15 protein-coding genes and 1 pseudogene are annotated in these 22888 nt (G+C 65.9%); 4 read left to right on the top strand and 12 right to left on the bottom strand.

The annotated features are described in order from the left end of the window. Positions 1–99: 99 nt before the first annotated feature. The 4 genes from OG937_11145 to OG937_11160 form a co-directional block, all read right to left on the bottom strand. Entirely contained in the window at positions 100–1875 is a 1776-nt protein-coding gene (locus OG937_11145; GenBank protein WUD78709.1) for an IS481 family transposase, read from the bottom strand. Between the two features lie 516 nt (positions 1876–2391). Continuing rightward, on the bottom strand, positions 2392–5961 hold the full coding sequence (locus tag OG937_11150; protein ID WUD72196.1) for a DEAD/DEAH box helicase family protein: 3570 nt from the start codon (positions 5959–5961) through the stop codon (positions 2392–2394). Positions 5962–6146: 185 nt separating this feature from the next. Beyond that, complete coding sequence (locus OG937_11155; protein WUD72197.1) at positions 6147–7328, bottom strand: restriction endonuclease subunit S; 1182 nt, start codon at positions 7326–7328, stop codon at positions 6147–6149. After that, entirely contained in the window at positions 7325–8845 is a 1521-nt protein-coding gene (locus tag OG937_11160; protein WUD72198.1) for a type I restriction-modification system subunit M, read from the bottom strand. Before OG937_11160 ends, OG937_11155 begins: the two co-directional genes overlap by 4 nt. A 582-nt stretch (positions 8846–9427) precedes the next feature. On the opposite strand from OG937_11160, the gene OG937_11165 reads away from it, so the two are divergent. Continuing rightward, positions 9428–9625 carry a hypothetical protein gene (locus OG937_11165; GenBank protein WUD72199.1) on the top strand — a complete coding sequence of 66 codons (198 nt, stop codon included), beginning with the start codon at positions 9428–9430 and terminating at the stop codon, positions 9623–9625. A gap of 163 nt (positions 9626–9788) precedes the next feature. After that, the gene (locus OG937_11170) at positions 9789–10727 is read left to right on the top strand and encodes a DUF3800 domain-containing protein (GenBank protein ID WUD72200.1); all 939 of its coding nucleotides are present in this window, start codon (positions 9789–9791) and stop codon (positions 10725–10727) included. Positions 10728–10861: 134 nt separating this feature from the next. On the opposite strand, the gene OG937_11175 is transcribed toward OG937_11170, so the two are convergent. The 3 genes from OG937_11175 to OG937_11185 form a co-directional block, all read right to left on the bottom strand. Continuing rightward, positions 10862–13624: an N-6 DNA methylase gene (locus OG937_11175; protein WUD72201.1), complete on the bottom strand. Its 2763-nt coding sequence runs from the start codon at positions 13622–13624 to the stop codon at positions 10862–10864. Between the two features lie 357 nt (positions 13625–13981). Further along, entirely contained in the window at positions 13982–14833 is an 852-nt protein-coding gene (locus OG937_11180; protein WUD72202.1) for an IS5 family transposase, read from the bottom strand. A 731-nt stretch (positions 14834–15564) separates the two neighbouring features. After that, entirely contained in the window at positions 15565–15639 is a 75-nt protein-coding gene (locus OG937_11185) for a DUF6233 domain-containing protein (GenBank protein WUD78710.1), read from the bottom strand. A 158-nt stretch (positions 15640–15797) separates the two neighbouring features. On the opposite strand from OG937_11185, the pseudogene OG937_11190 reads away from it, so the two are divergent. Next, a pseudogene (locus OG937_11190) lies at positions 15798–16571 on the top strand (hypothetical protein). Between the two features lie 662 nt (positions 16572–17233). Further along, positions 17234–17776 (top strand): hypothetical protein, encoded by a 543-nt coding sequence (locus tag OG937_11195; protein WUD72203.1) that lies wholly within the window; start codon positions 17234–17236, stop codon positions 17774–17776. A 155-nt stretch (positions 17777–17931) separates the two neighbouring features. Here OG937_11195 and OG937_11200 read toward each other — a convergent pair whose 3' ends face one another. The 5 genes from OG937_11200 to pnuC form a co-directional block, all read right to left on the bottom strand. Then, positions 17932–18831, bottom strand: coding sequence for a hypothetical protein (locus tag OG937_11200; protein ID WUD72204.1), 900 nt, complete (start codon positions 18829–18831; stop codon positions 17932–17934). Between the two features lie 72 nt (positions 18832–18903). After that, positions 18904–19329, bottom strand: coding sequence for a hypothetical protein (locus tag OG937_11205; GenBank protein WUD72205.1), 426 nt, complete (start codon positions 19327–19329; stop codon positions 18904–18906). A 212-nt stretch (positions 19330–19541) separates the two neighbouring features. Next, positions 19542–20450 (bottom strand): helix-turn-helix domain-containing protein, encoded by a 909-nt coding sequence (locus OG937_11210; GenBank protein ID WUD72206.1) that lies wholly within the window; start codon positions 20448–20450, stop codon positions 19542–19544. A 627-nt stretch (positions 20451–21077) separates the two neighbouring features. Further along, the gene (locus tag OG937_11215; protein WUD72207.1) at positions 21078–22181 is read right to left on the bottom strand and encodes an AAA family ATPase; all 1104 of its coding nucleotides are present in this window, start codon (positions 22179–22181) and stop codon (positions 21078–21080) included. Continuing rightward, entirely contained in the window at positions 22178–22837 is a 660-nt protein-coding gene (gene pnuC, locus OG937_11220) for a nicotinamide riboside transporter PnuC (GenBank protein WUD72208.1), read from the bottom strand. The genes OG937_11215 and pnuC overlap by 4 nt, the downstream gene beginning before the upstream one ends. Positions 22838–22888: the final 51 nt, after the last annotated feature.

Raw genomic sequence — 22888 nt, forward strand, 5'->3', positions numbered from 1 at the left:
GTGTCAAGCATCAACCGAGACAGGACACAAGACCGCTCAGCCTGTCGGGTCTCGGTTGATGCTTGACGTTTTGGCGTCGGGTGATGCTTGACGTTTGGGCTAGACGATTTTTCGTTTGTTGTACTCCCCGGATTTGCGGACGACCACTCCCTTGGTGGTGGTGCGGGGGACAGTGGTGATCAGGTCGTTGCCGTGGAAGACCTGGATGACGGTGTCGTCGAGGTGGGCGGTGACGACCTGGCGGGCCCAGGTCCGGCCGACTTGGACGCGTTGGCCTGCGATGACGAAGCCGCCGTTGCTGGAGACGATCCGTTCGGCAGTCTGAGGTGCCGGCAGTGGGACGGTCGGTGGTGGGCCTGCGGGCCGGGCTCCGCGCAGTCGGCCGCAGGCCGTGGCCGACAAGGGACTGGGCAGTGCGGCCAGCAGGACCCGGTGCTCGTTCAGGACCTGCATCACGGTGCCGTCGAGCCGGAGGATGACGCGTTGTCCGGCGAACGCCCAGCCGATGTTGACCTTGTCGCCGCCCAGGCCGACGTATCCGACCGGGTTCACGGTGCGGTCGACCTCCACCGCCGCGCCGGTGACCGGGCCCGGATCCTGCGTCCATGGACCGGCGGGCCGGGCATCACCGCAGGCCAGCAGCGTTCGCAGGTCCCGGCCGGACAGTTTCGAGGGCAGGGTCTTGTGCCGGGTGCCGTCGATCAGGACGTGCAGCCGGTTCACGTCGATCCGTAGGGTCACCGCGGTGCCGGCCAGGGCCGGGCCGAACCAGATCTGCTGGCCGCACAGACCCAGGTTTCCCGACCGGGGCACGACCCGGTCGACCTCGACGGCACCGACCTCGCCCTCGGCAAGGGGCCACGACCGCGACTCCGGAGGCGGCTCGGAGCGCTGTGTCGGCACCACCACCTCCGGTTCGCCGGGCGTCACTTCCAGGCTGGGCGGCAGCTTCACCGGCAGCGCCGTGACTTCCGTACTGGTGAACCGGCTGACCGGTGGCTGCATGTCCAGGGACTGATGCGGACGGGCAGTGTTGTAGTCGACCAGCCAAGCGTCGATCGCCGCCTGGGCGGCGGCAACATCGGTGAACCGGTCACAGTCGTCGAGGAGTTCCCGCCGCAGGGTCTGATGGAACCGTTCGATCTTCCCCGTGGTCGTCGGTGACTTCGGTTTGGTCAGCCGGTGCTTGATCCCGTTCTCCCGGCAGATCCGGTCGAACATCACCTCACCGGGCTTGCCCGAGCCGAACCGGGCCGTGAACTGCTTGCCGTTGTCGGTCAGCACCTCTTCGGGGACCCCGAACCGCTGCAGGGCCTCCCCGAAAGCCAGGCAGACCGCCCGCCCGGTAGCCCGCGGCACAACTTTCGCGATCACCACGAACCGCGAGTGGTCATCGATGCCGGTGACCACCTTGCACTCCGCCCCGCCGGCCAGCAGGATGCCGCCGACGATGTCCAGCTGCCACAGCTCCATCGCCACCGATCGTTCCCACCTGCGGTAATCCGACCTCCGGCGCCTCCTGATCCCGGGTTCGACCAGGCCGTTTCGCACCAGCACCCGATAGACCGTGGCTCGGGACGGCACCGGTGTGATCCGTTTGCGTTCCAGTTCATGCACCAGACGGCGCGGGCCCCAGCCCGGATGCGCCCGCCGCAGGTCACACACCAGCGCTTCCACCGCGGACGGGATCCGGTGCGGACACGACGCCGGGCGGTGCGAACGATCCGCCAACCCCGCAAGGCCAGCCTGTTCGTACTTGCGCACCCAGGCGTGCACCGACTGCCGGGAGACCCCGTAACGCGCCGCAACCTCGACCACCGGGGCGCCGGCGGCCACCTCCATGACCGCGTGATACCGCTGCTCGACCACGCTCAACTCCACCAGCACGGCCCCGGCCCTCCCCGCACGCGCGAATCAGACGCGTACAGCCAAGCCGAGGCAAGCGATGTCAAGCATCAGGTGAAGCCACACTGTCAACCATCAACCGAGACAGGACAACAAGACCGCTCAGCCAAGCTGTTACAGATTTCTCTACCTCATCAAGGCGCTCCCGCCGCGCAGAGCGCGGCGGCGCGCGGCCCGGCGGCTCGGCCCGACGCTCCTGCCTCCGTCCCGCTCCGGCCCGGCCACCGGCCGCCCGCCAGACGGCGATGAGTTGTTGAGGGGAACCCCGCAGTGGCTTAGGTGGTCGGCTCCACGGCTTTAGCCACCTCCCCGGTCCGGGACCCGCGCCGAGCAAGACCAGGGGGCCACTCGGACACATTGCGGGCAGGGGCAAGCCTGCCCGAGTTGCCAACCAGCGTACGGCCCCCTGATCATGCACGGCCCCAGCCCAGGCAGGCCACCAGCCAAACCCGCTCCGCCGACCGCTTGATCGCCGCAGCGTCGAGCCTACGCCGCCAGGGTAATGGGCTTGGCTGTCTGCTCCAGTTCCTTGAAGATGACCTTGAGGTGTTCGAGTTCGTCACCTGTGAAGAGGTCGTCCGGACCGCCGGGGGCAAGGTCGGCGAACGAGTCCTCGTAGAGGTCCCCCAGGCTGAGGATTCCGCGCCTGACAACCGTGTCGATGATCAGCGTCAGGAAGTCGAGCTGGCGGGAGCCGAGCTGCTTGCCCGCGCAGAAGGCCTCGAACGCCTTCTGCGCGGCCTGCCGGTCCAGCCCACACAGTCCGCGCACGAACAGACCGAGGCCTCCGGAGGAGCGCACGTCGTCCAGGTCTTCGGGCGAGGCGACAGCCTCTGCGAGGAAGATCTCTTCCAGACTTGCAAGATCGAGTTCAGTGATCTGCTCGTTGAGTCGCAGTTTGCGCACGACCGGCTGGTCCTCGTGGCGAAGGAGATAGGCCCGCGCCTTCTGCTTGAAGCGCTGCTCGTCCGTTCCCTGAGGCATCCCCTGAATTTCCGCCTCGTCGATGTCGCCGAACTCGTCGACGAAGTTGGTGTAGACGACGTTTCGCTTGACCTTGGGGTCGGTGAGCCGGGCGAGCCGGCGCATACGGCGCCGCATGTCCTCCAGCATCGGGAGCGTCACGTCGTTCCACCACTCCTCGCCCGCCACCGCTTCCAGAATCTCGGCCTGCTCGCCGACCGCCGGGATGTTGGTCTTGGTGAGCAGGTTGGAGGCGATGTCCTGGATCTTCGTGCGTAGCTTGGCGAACTCCTTGCCGCCTTCCAGCGCAGCGAGCTGGAGACCGTACGCCATCAGGTCGAACCGTTTGGCCTCCTCGCCCGTCTCCTCGTCGTCGGGACGGAACTCACTTGGGAGACTGAGCAGGTGGTCACGGATCGCGGTGTCTGCGGCGTCGTCCACTCGGTGCCAGCTGCCGAACTCGCCGAAGACCTCGATCTCCCGGCGGTGCGGGCGCACCAGGAAGTTGTCCAGGTTCATGCCGGTGACGGTCCGGTGCAGCCGGTGCGCCAGCGACCAGCGGATCTCGGCTTCGGTACCGATCGCATCGGGACCGGAGTCGCGTGCCGGATCGGGCTGCTGCCGCTTGTCCAGGACCCGGACCAGGTCGAGTTGGCGCTGCAGGAGCTGTTCGGTGAGGGTGACGGCCCTGCGCCCCTCCGACCGGTCGAGTTGGCTGTTGAAGAAGTCGATGTTGCCGCAGAAGTCGAAGACGTAGAAGTTCTGTTTGTTGTGCTCGGGGTTGTCTGGGTCGGGGCCGTAGAGACCGGGGCGCAGGCGGGTTCCGCGGCCGATCATCTGCCAGAACTTGGTCTTGGAAAAGACCGGCTTGGCGAAGACCAGATTCACTACCTCGGGCACGTCAATACCCGTGTCGAGCATGTCGACGGAGATGGCGATGTCGGGGGCATTCGGAGGGTTCTTCGGGTTGGAGAAGTCGTCGATGAGGGACTGGGCGTACGTCTCCTTGTACGTGATCACCCTCGCGGCGTGGCCGGCGCCCTGTGGATAGTTGAAGTTGTAGCGCTCTTCGATGTACCGGGCGTGGTCGTTGTTCTTCGCGAAGATGATCGTCTTGCCGAGCCGGTCCCCACCCTCAACGCGGTGACCGCGCGTCATCAGCGTCTGCAGCATCTTGTCCACGGTGTCCTCGTTGAAGAGGTACTTGTTCATATCGTGGCGGCCCACCGCGTCCGGGATGTCACCGTCCTCGGTCCACTCCTTGGCGTCCCACTCGGCCTTCTCCTCCTCGGAGAGGTCGGCGTAGCGAATGCCGTGTTCCATGAACTTCAGCGGCACCTTCACCGCCTTGGGAAGGACGAGATAGCCCTCGGCGGCGGCTTCCTGAAGGTCGTAGGAATCGGTCGGGACCCCGTCCTCCATGGCGAACAGCTTGTACGTGTTGTGATCGATCTCGTCCTTGGGCGTGGCCGTCAGGCCGAGCAGCAGCGAGTCGAAGTAGCGAAACAGCTCGCCATACTTCGCGTACACGGAGCGGTGTGCTTCGTCGATGACGATCAGGTCGAAGTGCCCCGGCCCGAAGCGGCGGCGGCCCGCGCTGTCGGTGACATCGATCTGCTTCATCATCGTCTGGTACGTGGAGAGGTAGACACGGGCCGAGGCCGCCTTGTCGTCGAGGAGGCTGGCCGCGGGTGTGTTCGGCAGGTTCTCCTTGAACGCCTTCATCGCCTGGGCGACCAGAGCCTGCCGGTCGGCGAGAAACAGCACCCGCTGCGCCCATCCCGCCTTCATCAGCTGGTCCACGAGGGCGACGGTGGTACGGGTCTTGCCGGTTCCGGTCGCCATGACGAGCAGCGCCTGCCGCCCCCGGTCACGCTCGAAGGTCTCGCCCACACGCTTGATCGCTCGGAGCTGGTACGGGCGGCCAGCGATCTTCTCGTTCACCGGTGTGGCCGTGAGGGAGAGACGGCCGGCACGCTGCCGAATGTGCCAGTGCAGCTCGTCCTTGGTGAAGAAACCCTGAACCTGGCGGGGCGGGTAGCCGAGGCCGTCGTCCCAGAGGTAGGTCTCGTATCCGTTGGTGTAGAAGATCACCGGGCGGCGGTTGAACTGCTTTTCGAGCGCGTCCGCGTACAGCTTCGCCTGCTGCTGCCCGTCACGGGCGTCACGCCGGGTGCGCTTGGCCTCGACGACGGCGAGAGGCTTGCCGTCGTCGCCCCAGAGCACGTAGTCGACGTAGCCCTTGCCGCTCTTGGTGGGCATCCCGGTTGCTATCGGGTACTCGGTGTCCTTGCCGGGGGCGAGGAGGTCCCAGCCCGCTTCCTTGAGGAGCAAGTCTATGAAGGCGTCGCGGGTCGCCTGCTCATCGTAGTCGTGGGTGTCCTGCACGGACTGGTTGGCGGCCTTCGCGGCGGCGATCTGCGCCTTCAGCTCTTCGAGCTGCCGGGCAAGCTTTGCGTTCTGGGCGCGCTCGGCCGCGAGTTGCTCGGCCTGCGCCTTGAAACGTGCCGCGTCCTCGGCTTCCTTGGCCTTGAGCTCGGCCTGCTTTAGCGCGCGAGCCTGGGGAGAGAGGGGGCGCGGTATGGCGCTGGTGTCAAACTCCAGCCCGGCGGGCGGCAGTGCGGCGGGCTGGCGCGTATAGGTCCGGGCGAACCAGTAGAGGGAGTGGAACAACTCCTTGACGCTGGCCTCGGCGACGGCCCTCGGGACCGGAGCGGCCTTGTGCACGGCGTTGTTCCCGTGCCGGCGGATGAGATCCATCTTGGCGTTGACCATCGGCCCGACGAGCTGCCGGAAGCTCGGCTCGTGGAGCATCGCCGCGAGGTCCTTCTTGTACGGCTCGCTGAGGCTGCTGTCCTTGTCGTACATCCAGCGGGCGGCGATCTCGATGGCGCGGCGGGCGTAGAAGCAGGCCGTTCGGGGATCGTGGTGGATCAGCCGCTCGGCGCGGGTCGCTTCGTCATAGAGGGCGGGCCATTCGGCAAGGAGGAAGGCGAAGTTGCCGGTCGCAGCGCGGCTGACACTGTCGGCGGCTGCGCGGTCGCGAGCCTGCTTGTCCTGCCCTTGGTCGTCGCTGTTCTGCTCGTTACCCATACTGGCGTCCCCTCCTCTGGTGCACGGCCTTGTCGTACGGGCCCTGGGCGTCCCCGCCCGTACGTGGCCGACGCATCTCGCCCGTCTCCTACGGCAGAACCACCCCTGGGCCGGGCTCCCCTGCCCGGCCGCACGGGCGGCGTGTGGTGTAGTCGGTGCTGCGCACCGGGTACGGCGGGAGCGGCTTACGCGGCTTCGCCAGTCGCATCATGATCGCAGAGGTTGCCAGAGAAGGCACGGTGTTGGAGGGAGTTGAAGAGTTCATCGAGGGTTGCTAGGTGGGTGCGGTGGGTACCCTTGAACGCCTCAATAGCCTTTACACGTTCCGAAAAGACTCGGATCAGATCCTCGCCAGGGTAGGGAATTTCCAGATTACGAAGGACAGCAAGATTGATATTTTTCTGCGCAGACTCAGGAGCAGAAGCCTCCAACGCCTCCTGAAGGAACGACAACCAGGCTCGAATATATTCAATTTTCGCCGGACTCGCGGTAAATCCGACGACACTATCAGGGAAGCAAGCATCAAACGTCAGAATCCCCGTCTTGGCGATGTTTGCCGCAATGGTGATACACAAGGTTCCTGCAGGCCAGAGCCTGCTCTGATTCAGGCCGATGTCGGAATAGGTGGAAGTAAACCTGGTGATATATCCACCAGAACCAGCAACGTCTCCCGTCTGAATCAGAGGGAATTCTCCACCCAACAAGGCCGGATCATTCCGGGGGCGATGCTTGGAGACGCCGCGATCAAGGGTTCCCATGTTCCCGAGTTTCCGCACCGGCCAGTCTTTCGAATTGACGACGGGGTCACCGAACATGTCAAGAAAGATGGACTGGCCGAGGTCGTCGAGGAGGGCGATGGCCTCGCGGCGCTTGGCGCGGAGCGCGTCCACCTGGTCGAGGACAGCGGCGATGCGCTTCTGCTCTGCGAGCGGGGGCAGCGGGACCGGCAGCGCGAGAAAAACATCTCTCGGCAGTGATCGCCGGCGCGCGGTACTTCCCTGAAGCTTCGCTGCATAATACTTGAGAGCCCGAGGTGAACGTAGGAATCGTTCCAGAAAATCTCGCGATACAGAGTCTGGATCAATGAGATCCCAGATCTCGTACGCAGGACTCACGATTGCGGAATCATAGAGGGCCTGAAAGGAAAGGACTCCTTCATCGATCGGGAATCCCACGACAAGTTGGTCGCGGTCAACCACGCGATACGCGGAGGTGTCAGCAGAGGCTACACGCTTCTTGAACTTGTCTGCTTGATCGACAAGCCCATCTCGCATGGTCATGGAAAGGATGGGGAGTTCTTCGGATCCGGCTCGCCGAAGGACTGCAGGCTTGATGATGTCACCCAAAGCGGTATCCGTACTGCTCACGCAAGCAACCCCTTCAGTTCGGATACGCCCATGGCGATCTCTGCCTCGATTCGCTCCAAGTCGGCGAAAATTTCGCCCGGAGTCCGTGTCTCAATCTCCTCGTGCACTACCGCCTTATACCGATTGATACTCAAGTCGTACTCCTGGGCAACGATCTCCGCCTTGGGTACGCAGAAGCTCTGGTCCGTGCGCTGCCGCGCGCGTTCGGCGCCGTCCCTCTCAAACCAGCGCGTCAGCACGTCCGGCAAGTTGTTCTTCGTGTGCTCGGTCTCCGTCAGCGGCCCGCCCATCGGCCGCACAGTGAGCCGATCGTCGGCCAGCAACGGAGCACGCTTGTCGTCGAGGCTGAGACCGTCCGACTGCAGGTCGTAGAACCAGACATGGTCCGTGCCGCCTGACTCCGTCTTCGTGAAGAACAGAATCGCCGTCGAGACACCGGCATACGGCCTGAACGCCCCGCTCGGGAGCTTGACCACTGCCTGGAGCTGCTGGTCCTCTACCAGGATCCGGCGCAACTCCTTGTGTGCCTTCGTCGAACCGAACAGCACCCCGTCCGGGACGATGACGGCGGCCCGACCACCGGGCTTCAGCAGCCGCAAGAACAGGGCCAGGAATAGTAGTTCAGTCTTCTTCGTCTTGACGATGCGCTGGAGGTCCACCGCCATGGACTCATAGTCCAGGCTCCCCGCGAAAGGCGGGTTCGCGAGGATCAGGGAGTAGCGCTCAGCCTCGCCGGCCGCGCTCTCCGCAAGTGAGTCGCGGTACCGGATGTCCGGGTTCTCCACGCCGTGCAGCAGCATGTTCATCGAGCCGATGCGCAGCATCGTGTTGTCGAAGTCGAAGCCGTGAAACATCGACTCGTTGAAGTGCTTGCGCTGCTCCACCCCGAGCAGTGTGTCGCGGTGCACCCGCTGCACGTACGATGCCGCCTGCACCAGGAAGCCCGCCGTGCCGCACGCCGGGTCACAGATCTCGTCGCGCGGCCCCGGCTGGGTCATCTCAACCATCAGGTCGATAATGTGGCGCGGGGTGCGGAACTGGCCGTTCTGGCCGGCCGTGGCGATCTTCGCGAGCAGGTACTCGTAGATGTCGCCCTTGGTGTCACTGGCGTCCATGGAGATGCCGTCGAGCAGGTCGACAACCTTCGCCAGCAGATTGGGCCCCGGAATCGTGAACCGGGCGTCCTTCATGTGGTGGGAGTACGTCGAATCGTCTCCGCCCACGCGGCGCAGATAAGGGAAGACGCCATCGGCGACAATCCCGTACATGATCTCGGGGTCCCTGACCTTGAAGTTCTGCCAGCGCAGATCCTGCTGGTCATCCGAGAAGAAGGGGTCCGGGTCAGGCTTGCCCGTTGCTGTCGCCTTGCGGTCCTTACGCGTCTGGATCTCGTCCAGCCGCTTGATGAAGAGCAGGTAGGTGATCTGCTCCATTACCTCCAGCGGGTTGGAGATACCGCCGGACCAGAACGCGTCCCAGACGCGTCCCACCTTGCTCTTCAGTTCGCCCGTAATCACATGGAGGATCCTACGGCCCCCGAGCCCCAGGGCGGACCCGCTTGTGGTTTCCGAGACAGCTCGATCGACCGCTCAGGCATCGACTTCCCGCGCACCGTCTTGCCCGGACCTCCGTCCATGCGCGGTACCACCGCCCACCGGCTAGCCAGGGCCGAGACCAGGCACGGGCCACGGCCCGACTCCGTGTCCGGCTCGGACGCCAGCGAGGATGACTTCGGCGGCATGCAATCGTCCCGCGTATCCGTCACTTCCACCCGCACTGGCCCCGCGGCCGGGTGCTCGGCCACGATCAGGGTCACCGTGGTGTTCAGGTCGGACTCGTACCGGTTGCCCCAGGCGTCGAGGCGGCGGGAGGCGAGCCCACAGGCTAGGCAGACGCCACCACGCGGCGTCGACGTGAACGCCATGCGGAATCCCGCGCGAGCAGCGAAGGCTGGCAGGTGTCCTCGGAACAGTCCGCTCCTCTTCATGGGCACAAGCGTGGGCCCACGCGAGTACCTTGACCAGCCACGGCATACACACAGCGTGGTTGTTTTGCAGCGGTGGGTGCTCTTTCGGTGTCGGTGGTGAGACAGGTGCTCAATGAAGATCAGGACGTCGGTGCCGCAACAAGCCGTCGCTCGGCATAGTGAGGACCCGGCCGACGAGTTGCTGCGGTCGGTCGGCAGGCAGATCAAGATCTTCCGCGAACGGGCCAGGTGCACCCAGGCCACCCCGGAGCAGCTTCACCGTCACGCCGAGCGCTTGGGCGCGTTTCTCGCCTTTGCCTGCCGCGGCTGACCGAAACCCGACTCACTGGTCAACCATGTGTGACGCCCGTCTTGACCGCCCGTAGTTGCCTTGGCAGGATCGGAATCAGCAAGCAAAACACCGCGCATATGGCTGCGCAGACCCTGTGGCCGTCCCTTCGGGGGCGGCCACAGACGTGTTTCCGGGAGGTTCGGTGCATCTGTGCTACATCGACGAAGCGGGCAACGGGCAGACCCTTGACCCCGCGCGGCCTGACGCCCCTCCAGTCCTCGTCGTCGGCGGATTCACCGTGCCCCGGAACCACGTCAAGTCCCTGACCTGGGCCTTTCTCGAAGTCAAGAAGCATTACCGGCCGCAGTTGCGGAACGCGGACCAGCTCTCCGAGGTGATCCAGCACGAGATCAAGGGCTCGGATGTGCGCAAGAACCTCCGCGCCGGCAACCATAGTTGGCGGCGTGCGGCCATTGAGCTGATCGCTTCGATCCTCGACATTCTGGAAGCTCACGAGACCCGCATCCTCGCTCGTGTGTGGATCAAGGAGGAGGGACTGGCGTTCGACGAGTCCGGGGTCTACCCGGCCTCCGTCGCCGCGCTGAACGAGACCTTCCAGGCGCAGCTCGCCCACGAGCACTCGCGCGGCATGATGGTACTCGACAGCCGCACAAAGGTGAAGAACGCCCCCAACGTGCACTGTGTGACAACACGTAAGTACCGTGCGGGCGGCGACAGCTTGCGCGGGATCATCGAGTCACCGGTCTTCGGACACAGTGACACGCACGCTCTTCTTCAGCTCGCGGACCTCTTGGTCTCCTCGTTGCTGTTTCCCATCGCCTGTCACGCCTACCTCAACGACGTCAGGTGGAACGTGCACTGCGACGATGCCTACGAGCCACTGCGAGAGGAGTTCGGCGCACGGCTCAGGAAGTTGCAGTTCCGGTACCAGGACGCCGTAGGCAAGTGGCGCGGCGGGATCGTCGTGTCGGACCGGAGGACTCAGCAGTCTTCCAGCCTGATGTTCGGACCTGAGAAGACGGTCACCGTGCCAACTACTGCGATCCCGGGACAGCCGGGAGCTCCGACCCCCGAGCGGCCCGAGGCCGAACCGCACGGCGGTCTGCCCCTTCTCCCGTAGGGAACGACATATGACAACGCGGCAGCCTTCGTTACGCCGCCGCGAGCCTTGGCAGCGCCGCGTCCATGCGTGCCAGCGTCGTCTTCTTGCCCAAGGGCTTCCAAGGACTCAACGATTCCCCCGCGTTCCTCGGGTCAGACTCCATACTGTCGTAGCACGTTGATCATGTGGCGAATCTTCTGGACGGCATCGTCGGGCAGTGGGTCGGGGTTGAAGTGCATGAGATCGTTCCTGATCTCTCGTATCTGGTCGAGGCGCTCCATGAAGATCTTTCGGTCCAGCGACCACCCCAGCTTTTCCCATGCATCCTTGTTTTGCAGGACGCGCTGGTAGTCCCCGATTGACAGGTCGTCGAAGGTCTCGATGCCTCGGTCGCCTTCCGGATCGCAGAGGCCCTTGACTTCAGGTAACTCGAACGATGCCACAAGTACCTGACGCAGCCGTTGGTCGAATTCTCCGACGAGAAAGAACGGGGTCGCCATGGTTCCGTAGGCAGCTGCCACGTCGCTCGCGGTTACGATACCTGCAATGGCGTTGGTTTGGTCTCGGACAAGCACGAATTCGGACTCTGCGAGCACCGGGAGTATGTCAACGAGGTCCTGGTTGTAAAGGACCTCCCGGGGGCGGATGATGGCATGAGAGAATGATGGATCATGATTGGCGTGACGTGCGCGCGCAATTGACTTCCATGTGACAGCCCCGCGGACATTACGCGCTCCCGACAGCACAGGAAGCTGGGAGTAGTCGTTGATTACCATATGGGTGATGGCTTCGTCGAACGTCGCAGACGGGGATACAAATACGACACCACCGAGAGCGGATGGCAAGTTTCCTACGGTCAGACCGACCATTGGTGCATCCTCGCCTTCAACGGCTGCCGGGGCTTCGTTGACCGATTGAATCCGGCGGGAATCTTTCGCGGTGTCGGCGTGCTGTACTGCACCAAGCAGTCGTACCCTCGCGGACAAGGGCACGGCATCAAAGTCGGGGTGCGTGACGAGGCTATGATTGGTCAAGTCTGCTGCTATTTGCTCGCTGATGAGGTAGCTGCGCTTCTGAGCCCCCCACCATCCGAGCAGTTCCCTCACGGTGAGCGTTACTGGCCTGCCTTCTCCAGCCTGTTCCCTGGCCCGCTTAAGATTCTCGTGGCGTTGAGTCGGGAGCATGGCATCACCAACACCGATGCTTGAGGTGCCCGCTGCCGGAGTATCCAGGAATCGCTGGCGCAGGCGATCAAGTGTTGTGCCATCTTTCAGAGTCCATGCCTGCCAGCCGTCAAAGAATCCTTCGCCGGCCGCAGCTGCTGCCGCCTCAGAGGGAGATCGAAACTGTTGGCCATCAGCCAGTTCGAGCCAGCCTACGGCCGTCACTCTTGCGGTGTGACTCAACCGTGCATGCTCGAAGGTCAGTTGTGCGCCTTCCGCCAGTAGACCTGCATCGACGAGGTCGGCTAGGGTCACGCGTCGGCCAGTCATGAAATACCGAGGCCGTTCCGCGTATCGGTTCATGCTAAGGTCGTAGCCCTGCGAAGCGATCTCTGCTTTCTGGACACAGAAGCTTTGCTCAGTCCGAGCACGCTGCAACTCGCTGTTGTTTCGAAGTTTCCAGCGTCTGAGTACATCCGGCAGGTTGTTCTTCTCGTGCTCGACTTCGGTCAGCACATCGACCATAGGTACGGCGCCAAGTTTGTTGTGCTCAAGCAGCGGGGTGCGTTTGCCGTCCAGGCTCCAGCCGTCCGCGGTGACTTCGTAAAACCATACGTTGCCTGTCCCTCCGCTGTTAGTTTTGGTGAAGAACAGGATCGAAGTCGAGATCCCAGCATACGGCTTGAAGACCCCGCTCGGTAGCTTTACTACCGCATCGAGCTTCTGGTCCTCGACGAGAATTTTCCGCAGTTCCTTCTGCGCCTTGGTCGTGCCGAAGAGGAAACCGTCCGGGACGATCACGGCTGCCCGGCCACCGGGTTTAAGGAGCCGCAGGTGCAAGGCAATAAATAGAAGTTCGGTCTTCTTTGTCTTGACGACCTGCTGCAGGTCCGCGGCTGTGGAGTCGTAGTCGAGACTGCCGCCGAACGGCGGATTTGTCAGGATGAGGGAGTACTGTTCTGCGTCCCCAGCAGTGCTCTCAGCAAGCGAGTCGCGGTACCGGATGTCCGGACTCTCGACCCCGTGAAGCAGCATGTTCATCGACCCTATTCGCAACATGGTGTTGTCGAAGTCGAAGCCGTGGAACATGCTTCCGTTGCAGTGTTCATGCTGGGCTCGTTTCAGCAGCGCCTCACGGTGAGCTCTGCTGACGTACTCAGCGGAGGCGACAAGGAAGCCTGCAGTTCCACAAGCCGGATCGCAGATCTCGTCCTCAGGCTCGGGAGCCGCCATTTCCACCATGAGGCGGATAATGTGCCGTGGCGTTCGGAACTGCCCGCTGTGCCCCGCCGTCTCGGTCTTGCTGATCATGTACTCATACATGTCGCCCATGACGTCCCGTTCGCCTAGAGGCAGCTCGTCGAGCATGTCGACGACCTCGGCAAGCAGGTTCGGGGTGGTGATGGCGAACCGAGCGTCCCTCATGTGGTGTGCGTAAGTGGACTCTCCGCCACCGAGATTCCGTAGCCACGGGAACACGCCGTCGCGGAGGCAGGTGAGCATGTTCTCCGGCGGCTCGTTGGTGAACCGCGACCACCTTAGGAACGACGTCTCGTCGGTATAGATCGGGTTGTCGATCGATTCGCCCGTCCGAGCCGCCGCGTGTTCCTTGGACGTCTGTAGGTCATCCAGATGTCGGACGAACAACAAGAAGGTGATCTGCTCGACCACCTCCAGCGGGTTGGAGATCCCCGCAGACCAGAAGGCGTTCCAGACCCGGTCGATCTTGTTCTTCAGCTCACCCGTGATCACGGCAGTACGCTATCGGGTGACGTGGACGACTGTGTCTGTCCGCGCGAATCGCCTTCCAAGCCCAGCTTAAAGGCGTGGTCCTGGGCGACCAGCCGGTGCGGAACTGGTCACGTTGGTACCCGTCGCATGGTTGCCACTGCCGCAAGCCTCCTGCAAGGTCATAGCCCTACGGTGCGTCGAACGTCCGCCCCCGTGGACCATGTGTGGACTGCAAGCCTGGCGGCATCTGCTCATTGCGCTGTGACCAGCAGTAAGAGCACTCACGCACGGTGCCTCCGGAGCCGTGTGCGCAGGTTCGAATCCTGCCGGGGGCACTCGCCGGGTCGCTCGTTAGATATAGAGCGACCGGCAAATGGATCACTTGAGGCGTCGTGTGGTGGGGCGGTCGTCCCAGCGGTAGCGGTTCGTCGAGCGTCGGATGAGCATGCGGAGCGTAACCAGAGTGGCGGCGAGGTAGAGGTAGAAGTCCACGACCTTGCCGCTCCTGTCGGTGCAGCGTCGCAGCTTGCCGTAGTCATTCATCCATGAGTGCGTGCGCTCGACCACCCAGCGCTTGCCGGCCTGGATCGGGGCGGGCAGGCCCTTGCGGGCGATCTCGGCCGAGTAGCCCAACTCGTCGATGAGAACGCGAGATTTGGCGCTGTCGTATCCGCGGTCAAGGTTGACGTTGACAGCTTGCGGTATCGCACCGGCCTGGTTCTTTGCCGCGGCCAGGGTGGGTCCGAGTAGCGGCGAGTCGTGCCGGTTCGCGCCGTCGGACACGATCCCGAGGGGGACCCCGCACGCGTCCGATGCGACCGAGCGCTTCAGTCCCTTCTTGCCCCGATCAACGGGCGAGCGGCCTGCCTTGTCCCCACCGCACGGGGCCTTGGTGATGCAGCCGTCTACCGAGATTTCGTCGAGGTCGAGACCGATCATGCGGTCGTACGCTTCCAGTGCGATCCGGCGTAGCCGCTGGGCGATCCCCATCTCAGCCCATAGTTTGACGCGACGTCTGATCGTACGGTCGGAGCAGCCGGGCGAGGAGATGCGTTCATACCCGGAGCCGTGAACCAGCGCCTGGATGACGTGGTCGAACACGACGCGGTCCGGTATGCGCCGCCGATGACAGCCGAGCGGATGGCCTGGATCGAACTCTGCCCGATCGGGCAGCAGAGCCCTGAACTGGTCCCAGGCGGGTTCGAGCAGGCATGATGGCAGCGCGGGCACAGTCGTCCTTCGCGATCACAGAGCGTAGAGAACTCCATGATCACGTAGGCCTGTGCCCGTTCTTCTGCCACCCCGACAGCAACCGTGCTCGCGACCTACTGCCGGTCGCCCTTAACCGCTGACCAGGGCGAATGCCGACACGAGAGGGCGGGAGTCAGTCTGACTGACTCCCGCCCTCCCTCGTTGTCTCTCGGTGTCCGCGACACACCTCCGACACACCCCCAAGCCGAGCAGGCGAGCCGGGCGAACATGCACCTGAGCCCCGGGTAACACAGCCTCGTCACCGTCACGACCGCGTGCCGGTCGTCCCGGCCAGGGCCCTCACGACGAGCCCCGGCATCGTCGATGAGTAGGTCTCGCCTGCAGGAACGGGTCACGCCTGCTGCTCATCGGTTTCGCTGGGAGAGTGGGCGTACCAGAGCCTTCGCACCGGCGCTCGGCCCGCCCGAAGGCTCCGAAGGTAAAACAGTCCCCAGTAGTACTGCGCGTGTCCTGAAGCTCAGTCGTCACTGTCGCCTCGGTATCGCGCCGGCTTGCTGGGGGCCTAAACCACATCCTGTCCAAGTCACTCCGCCGACTAGACGTCCTCATCGACTTTGCGACTCTTTCGGTGTTATGGCCTAATAACCACTGACTCACAAAATATGTCGCGAGTCAATAGGTTCTCGGTAAATTTCACAGGAAGCTCCACGCGATCACCTTTAACTGCGGCACCCCGGCCCGCCCTGCGCCTACTTCGTGAAGCCGAGCGCAGTATCAGCCCGGCAGTGCGTGCACGCCGGCACCTGCTGCCGCAGCGCATCCAGCGCCTACCCGTTGGATCCGCTGACGGGGGCGCGTCATAAAGTTTGGGGCGCGCAGACGCGGTCGGCAGAGAGGGAACGGTGGATGGCGGGACTGTACGAGATCACCTGGATGCGTCCTGGACCCGCACAGACCTGCCCGTCGCACCCTCGTTACCCTGCGGGCCGATGGCGTGGTCGGCGTGGACATGAACGCCGACCACCTCGCCGCGTGGCAGCTCGACGAGCGAAACCCGGTCGGCGCACCCCGCCGCTTCGACTACGACATGTCCGGGTCGGCCACCCGACGTGATGCCCAGCTCCGCCACGCCCTCACCCGCCTCCTGCACTGGGCCAAGACCACAGGCATGCAGGCCATCGCGATCGAAGACCTGGACTTCACCGACTCCAGGACTCGCGAGAAACACGGCCGCAGGAAGCGGTTCCGACAGCTCGTCTCCGGCATTCCCACAGGCAAACTCCGCGCCCGGCCGCTGTCGATGTCCGCCGAGCCCGGTCTCGGTGTGATCGCTGTCGATCCCGCCTACACCTCCAGGTGGGGCGCCGAGCACTGGCAAGCCCCACTCACCACGACCGCTCGCAGCACCACTCGCCATCAGGCTGCCCCCGTGGCGATCGGACGACGCGCCCTCGGACACCGGATCCGGCGACGGATGGCACCGCCCCGCCAGCACCAGAGCGATGCCGGCGGCCATCGGACCGCCCAAACCCCATCCGATACCCGAGAGCGCGAGGAAAACCGCCCTCCCGTACCCGGACCACGGACACGATCCCTGCGCGCTGAACGCGGAGCGAACGCGGTGGACCAGGACACCCAACACCGTTCGGGACATCCGGCTGAGCACATGCAACTCATGTCGGTCTTTGGGAACGGTACTTGGGCTCCGGCGCCACTCTGCAGGTCTACCCGGCAGCCACAACCTGGCCGGCCGTGACCTGAGGGGGGTTGGGAAGCAGTGACGCGAGGTTGTCACGTACGAAGTCCGCCGCCCTCTTGACCGACTCTTCGGCGCCGGCTTGGTCCTCAAAGACGCTGGTAGAGACCATCACTCCATCCCCAGCGTCAACCCAGTAGTAGGCCACGAATCCAGGGACTTGGCGGAGGAGAGCCACGAATCCCTCATCCACTCGTCGCCCCGCCCCGGCAGGGTCGGTCACCCCTTCGTAACGCCGAACTACTGCGTACATAGCTGATCTCCTCACGGATCCCAAGTCACCTTGCGCGAAACGACATACCCCACCGCGCGTCTCTCGCTCGCGGGACGTCCGAAAGTGACTCGGATAGGCGCATTGGTGATCCAAACCGGGCGTCTGCTGTGGCCAGGGCTGGGCGAACCGCAGCTTCACGACCGGCGCAACGTCCACGGGCTTCCCACCCGTCCCGGCGCGTACGCGGGGCTGTCACGCCAGCAGGCGCGCGCCGGCCGAAGGCCGAGAAGGGCATAGAGGTGTGTGTCGTCATGCGGTGCTTCGCTCACCGCTCAAGTGTTCCAGCACGCCCGTAGCTGGGGAAACGGATTGCCGTGGCTTGGACCATGGTCACTGGGCCGGAGCAGCGTGCCGGGCGGCGTACCGCCCCGGGTTGCACGCTGTCCGCATGCGCGCGACGTGGACCGGCTTCATCAGCTTCGGGCTCGTGACGCTCCCGGTGCAGCTCTTCACAGCGACTGAGGAGCACGGCGCTGGCTTCCACCAGGTCCACGCGAGCGATGGCGCGCGCATCCGCCACCGGAAGGTCCGCGAGCGGGAGGACGTCGAGGTGCCGCAGTCGGAGATCGCGCGCGGCTGGGAGCGGCCTGACGGCCGCACGGTGGTGCTCCTCGACGAGGACCTGGCCGCGCTCCCCATCCCGACGAGGATGACGGTCAAGGTCCTCGGCTTCGTCGACGAGCGGGACGTCGACCCGGTTCTTGTACTCGAAGCCCTACTGGGTCGGTGCGGCCGGCGAGCAGGCGCAGCGGCCGTACGCGCTGCTCGTCGAGGCCCTGGCGCGGCATGGCACGGTCGCCGTGGCGAAGGTGACGCTGCGGACGAGGGAGCGCCTGGCGGTGCTGCGGCCGCGCCACGGGATGCTCGTCCTCCACACGTTGCTCTGGCCGGAGGAGATCCAGGCCAACATCGCTTGCCGCGTCTTGACTGATCCCGAAGCTCCGCTTCCTGGCAAGGCAAAAGACCTCTCCCAGCTGCGGAGACGCAACAGGTCGCCTCCCACCTGGCTGCAGGACTGGAAAGACCAACGGTGTTCGTCTCCCACACACCACCAGGACGACACTTCCGCTTCCTACTGCCAGCCGGTCAGGGCGCGGGAAAGGAGAGGTGCAGGCCGTACTGTTCCTCGGTGCCGCGGAGTGAGGGGACGAGCGTCTTTCGCAGCTCGCGGATCTGGTCGGCGTGCTCGTCCACGAAGCGTGTGCGCAGGCGCAGACGCGCCGGTTCGCGGACGGCCTCCACCGGGCGCATGCAGGAGGCGTAGGCGTGGCCGAGTTCGCGGTTCACGCGCGGCAGGTCGGTGGTGTCGGCAGTGAGCAGGCGGGAGTCGACGAGCCCGAAGAACGCGTCCTCGTCGCGGACGTGGAAACCGTGTCCCGCGAGGCAGCCGGGCAGGGTGCCCAGGGCCCGGATGGTGGCAGGGTCGCGGCGCAGCGAGGCGAGTTCGCGGAACCACTCCCCCTGAAGCGGGGCGAAGGCATCGCGAGTCCGGCGGGCAGCTGCGGAGCCTGCGCCGCTGCAGCGGCGTATCGCGGCCGGGTCGGCGGATCGGGTGGCGGCGGGATTGCCGGAGCGGGCCGTGAGCGGGCCGGCGGCGGGGGCCGGCACCTCGGCGCTCTGGCCGAATCCGTGCCTGTCGATGAAGTCCAGGTCGGGAATGTCTCCGAAGGGGATGAAGGCGACCGGCATCTGTTCGGGCAGGCTGATTCCGGCGTCGCGCGCGCAAGAGGCCGCCGCGTAACGCGATGCCTGCTGCCGGAGGACGTCCATGCCCTGGGTCCAGCGGGTTTCGGCGCCGGTCGCGGGGAAGAGCATGCGTACGGGATCGTCCGGCAGGGTGTGGGTGAGGCGGGCGGGGACGGCGTGGGCGACCGGCGCGCTGCCCGACGGGCCGGGGCCGGTCGAGCAGGCGGCAGCGGACAGGGCGACGGCCGCCGCCGCGACGACGCGGGCCACGATTCGGTACGGGCTCGCCGGACGGATCATCCGGGTCGCTCCTCTCCTCCGGTGGCCGGGGGCCGCCGACAGGCGGCACCCCGGCGAGGCGCGGACTAGGGGTCAGTGAGTGATCTTGACCGTGTCGCCGCTGTCCAGCCAGCTCGCGACCCCGAAGCGGGTGCCGTCGGCGACGTCGGTGCACAGGAAGAAGAAGGGGTCGCTGACGCTGTGGTTCCCGTCGTAGACCTTGACGTCGGTCCTGTATCCCCTGGAGCAGGTGAACCAGCTGCCGTCAGAGGAGCGGCGCAGGCGGCCGGCGTAGTAGTCGTAGTTGTCCGCCGACTTGTCGTCGGTGTAGGTGAGGTTGAGGTCGCTGCACGAGCTCGTGGACGACTTGACGGCGGTGATGGTGCCCTGGGCCTCGTACCCGGTGTTGAGCGTCGACGTCACGCAGGCCTGCGGCGCTGCGGACGCGGCAGGAGCGAGCACCAGGCAGGCCGCGGCGGAGACCAGCGCAAGGGCGCCGGAGACGATGGCTCGGTTCATGGATCCCCCAATTCACGTGTCGTCTCGGGTGGACGTCGTCCGCCCACCCGGGTGTGCTTCGCGGTGCCCCCTCGGGACAGTCGTCCACAGCTGTCGCTGATGGCGTCCGGCGCGTCGCCGGTGTGTCCCCGTGGTTCGGTGGCGGGTTCGAGCTTGCCGGGTGCGGGGCACGAAGGCATTGTCCTGTGGCGACAGTGCATTGACGGTTCGCGTCATGCCTCCGGAACCGCTGTGAGCTGCTGCCACTCGCGGGGACTGATGCCATAGGCGGCGCGGAAGGTGCGGGTGAAGTTTGCCGGGCTGGCGAATCCCCAGCGGGCGGCCGTGGCGTGGATGGGGCGTTCACGCAGCAGGGGGTCGGAGAGGTCGCGTCGGCAGCGGTCCAGGCGGCGGGTCCGGATCCACGCGGCAGGGGTGGTTTCGTGGGTTCGGAAGAGGCGTTCCAGCGTGCGAGGAGAGATGTTGTGTGCCGCGGCGATGCGCCCGGGGGTGAGAGCGGGATCGCCCAGGTGGTGCTGGATGTAGGCGAGGGCGCGCTCGAAGAGCACCCGGGTGTCCGAAGCTTGGGAGGGTTGCCGGAAGTCCAGGCGCTGGGAGAGGAGGGCGGAGATCAGGTCCAGGCTGACGGTTGCCAGGCGGGCGGTGTCCAGGGGGCTGTACTGGCCCGCGTGGGCCAGGAGACCGCTCAGGTGGGCCGCTGTCAGCGCACCGGTCCCCGTCCGCCCGGACATCGGCGTGGCCAGTAATGACTCCGCGGCTCTCGCGGACACGGGCAGCAGCCCCCGGGGGATGCTCACGGTCAGGCCCCGCACGTTGCCGGACTCCGCCCTCAGCACATTGGTGTACGGACGTGAGGAGTCGACGAGCACCAGGGTCCCCGCCGGTAACACTGCCGACCGGTCGCCCTGCACGAGCCAGGCCGTCCCCCGTGTGATCAGCCCCAGGTGATAGACGTCGGGGTCCGACCGGCGGATCAGCCGTGCGGTGCGCCTGGCCTCGAGACCGGGCTGATCGAAGGACGCCACCCGCAGCGGGCCGGCCTCGACCGCATGGATGGTGGCGTCGAAATCCGCCGTATGGTCACTGTGAATCTCAAGGGGCGCCACGATTCGCTCGACCATCTCCCGCCAGAAGTCGAAGCGCTCGTGGCGCGGTAAGACGCGCGTACTGACCCTTGTTTCCATACCCTTACCCCCCAGGGATGATCCGGCTGACGGATTCCGAAGCGCATGTTTTGGCATGGCCAAGCCAGGCAACTCTCGGCTTGGCCGAAAACGCCTCATCGTGAGCGAGCCGGGATGCGGCGTGCGGCCGCCACTCCGACCCTCTTTCGGGTGGCGCTGGGCACTCGATCGCCCGAGTGCCGCACCGGGGCGGACTACGCGGGAACGGGCAGCCTGCGCGGGTCGGTCATGCTCAGCGCGGCCACGCTGCCGCCGACGGCACCGACGGCCCGGTTGGGCGCGCGACGTGGACTAGCCCGCTCCGCCATGATCTCCCCCGTGAAGTCAGCGTGGCGAGTGCCGATGATGCCATGAGCGGGCGCCTCGCGGACAGCACGTTCACCGCCATCCGTAACGGTTCGACGAGGGAACCCGCGGGCTGCGAGTGAACCCGCTCGACGGTCGAGTGCCGTGTCCCGCCTGCGGGTCCGCCCGTCGGCGCGTGCCACCGGACGGGCCGGTCTTCGCCGCCGATTCCGGTCCCGCCGCTCCGAACACTGATCCAGCGGGTCGCCGTCGCCCGGGTCACTCCGGCGCGTTGTACCTCACCCGCTCCGGCAGCGGCGCGGTGAACCCCCAGCCGCGGGCCAGCAGCGCGTCGACGGCGGTGACGGCCGTCCGCAGCCGCTGCTCGTGCGGGCCGGTGAGCACCACGTACGGCAGGCCGCGGCGGGTGAGTTCGGCGCGGAAGCGGCCGGTCATCCACGAGCGCAGGTGCTCCCCGTCGCGCAGTCCGTCGTCCTCGAAGGGCACGCCGGCGTCGTCGGTGAGCAGCCACAGGTGCTGCCGGCCGCGGGCGGCGACGGCCTCCACGCGGGGGTTGGGTCCGCCCATGTAGCGCTCGTGCCAGATGGTCGTGGCCATGGCGTCGGTGTCGCAGAACAGGACGGGCGACCCGGTCCATGCGGCGGCGTCCTCTTCGGCGAGCTGGCGTTCGGCGATCACCTCGAATTCGTCCGAGTCCCAGGTGACTTCGTCGAATGCGGCGTCCGGGCGGACGGCCAGCAGACGTGCGTACTTCTCCTCGCTGTACGTGCGCCCGTACTCGGGCACCCACCGGGTCGCCCCCCACACCCCTCCGCGCACCCGGTAGTGCTCCGCCAGGGCGCGGGCCATGGTGGTGGTGCCGGTCGACTCCGCGCCGACGACGACCACCCGGCGGGCCAGGGCCGCCCGTACCGGCGCGGCCAGATGGTGCCAGCAGGCGACGGGGTCCTCGCGGACGGCGGTCGCGGAGACCGGGTGGGCGGTCCGGCCGACGTCCACGGTGACCGCCACCGCGCCGAAGCGGCGGCCGAGTTCCTCCCCGTACGGCTCGGAGGTGAAGACGGCGTCGACGGGATCCGGGACGGCGGCCCGGAAGACCGCTATGTGGGCGTCCCAAGCGGCGGGGTCGGTGTAGTCGACGGGCTCGTCGTCCACGGTGCCGACGACGTCGATGCCCGCCTCGGGGTGCACTTCGCGCATCCAGGCGACGCGGTCGGCGAGCGGGACGGACTCCACGGCGGAGGCGCAGACCAGCACGGTGAGCCTGCGGCACCGCGCGGCGGCGCTGCGGACGAGGTGGTGGTGGCCGGCGTGTGGCGGGTAGAACTTGCCGAGCACCAGCCCGTGGTCGAACTCGCTCATGCCATGGCCTCCGTCCGGGCCTCCGGGCCACCGGCCCGGGACGCCGCCTCGGTCCGCCAGCCGCGCAGGCCGGCCAGGCACAGCAGCAGGAAGCCGGCATAGAGGAACGAGGTCAGGTAGAGGCCCTTGTAGGCGTACAGGGGGATGTAGACGAGGTCGGCGGCGATCCAGAGGTACCAGGACTCGATCTTCTTCCGGCACTGGCCGTACGTGGCGGCCAGCGACAGGGCGGTGGTGAGCGCGTCCCAGAAAGGCACCGTGGAGTCGGTGACCCGGTCCAGCAGTACGGCAAGGAGCACGGTGGCGACCGCCGTCGCGGGGGCCAGCACCGCCCAAGTGCGCCGGTCCGTGCGGCTGACGGCGAGCCGCCCGGCGGCCGATCCCCCGGCGGCCCAGGACCACCAGCCGTACACCGCCAGCGCCACGTAGACGACCTGCAGGGCGGCGTCCGCGTAGAGGCCGGCGCCGGCGAAGAGCAGGATGAAGAAGAGGTTGTTGGCGATGCCGACGGGCCAGTTGGCGATGTGCCGGCGGGCCACGAGCCACACGCACAGCGCGCCGCTGCCGAATCCCAGCACCTCCACCCAGCTGACGGGGGTGTCCAGCAGGGTGAACAGCGGCTGCTGGAGCGGGGCGAGCACATCCGCGAGAGCCACGCGGCAACCTCCCATAAATGTCAGCCTGACGATAATGGGCGGACGTGGCTA

The sequence above is a fragment of the Streptomyces sp. NBC_00510 genome (assembly GCA_036013505.1).
Lineage (GTDB): Bacteria > Actinomycetota > Actinomycetes > Streptomycetales > Streptomycetaceae > Actinacidiphila.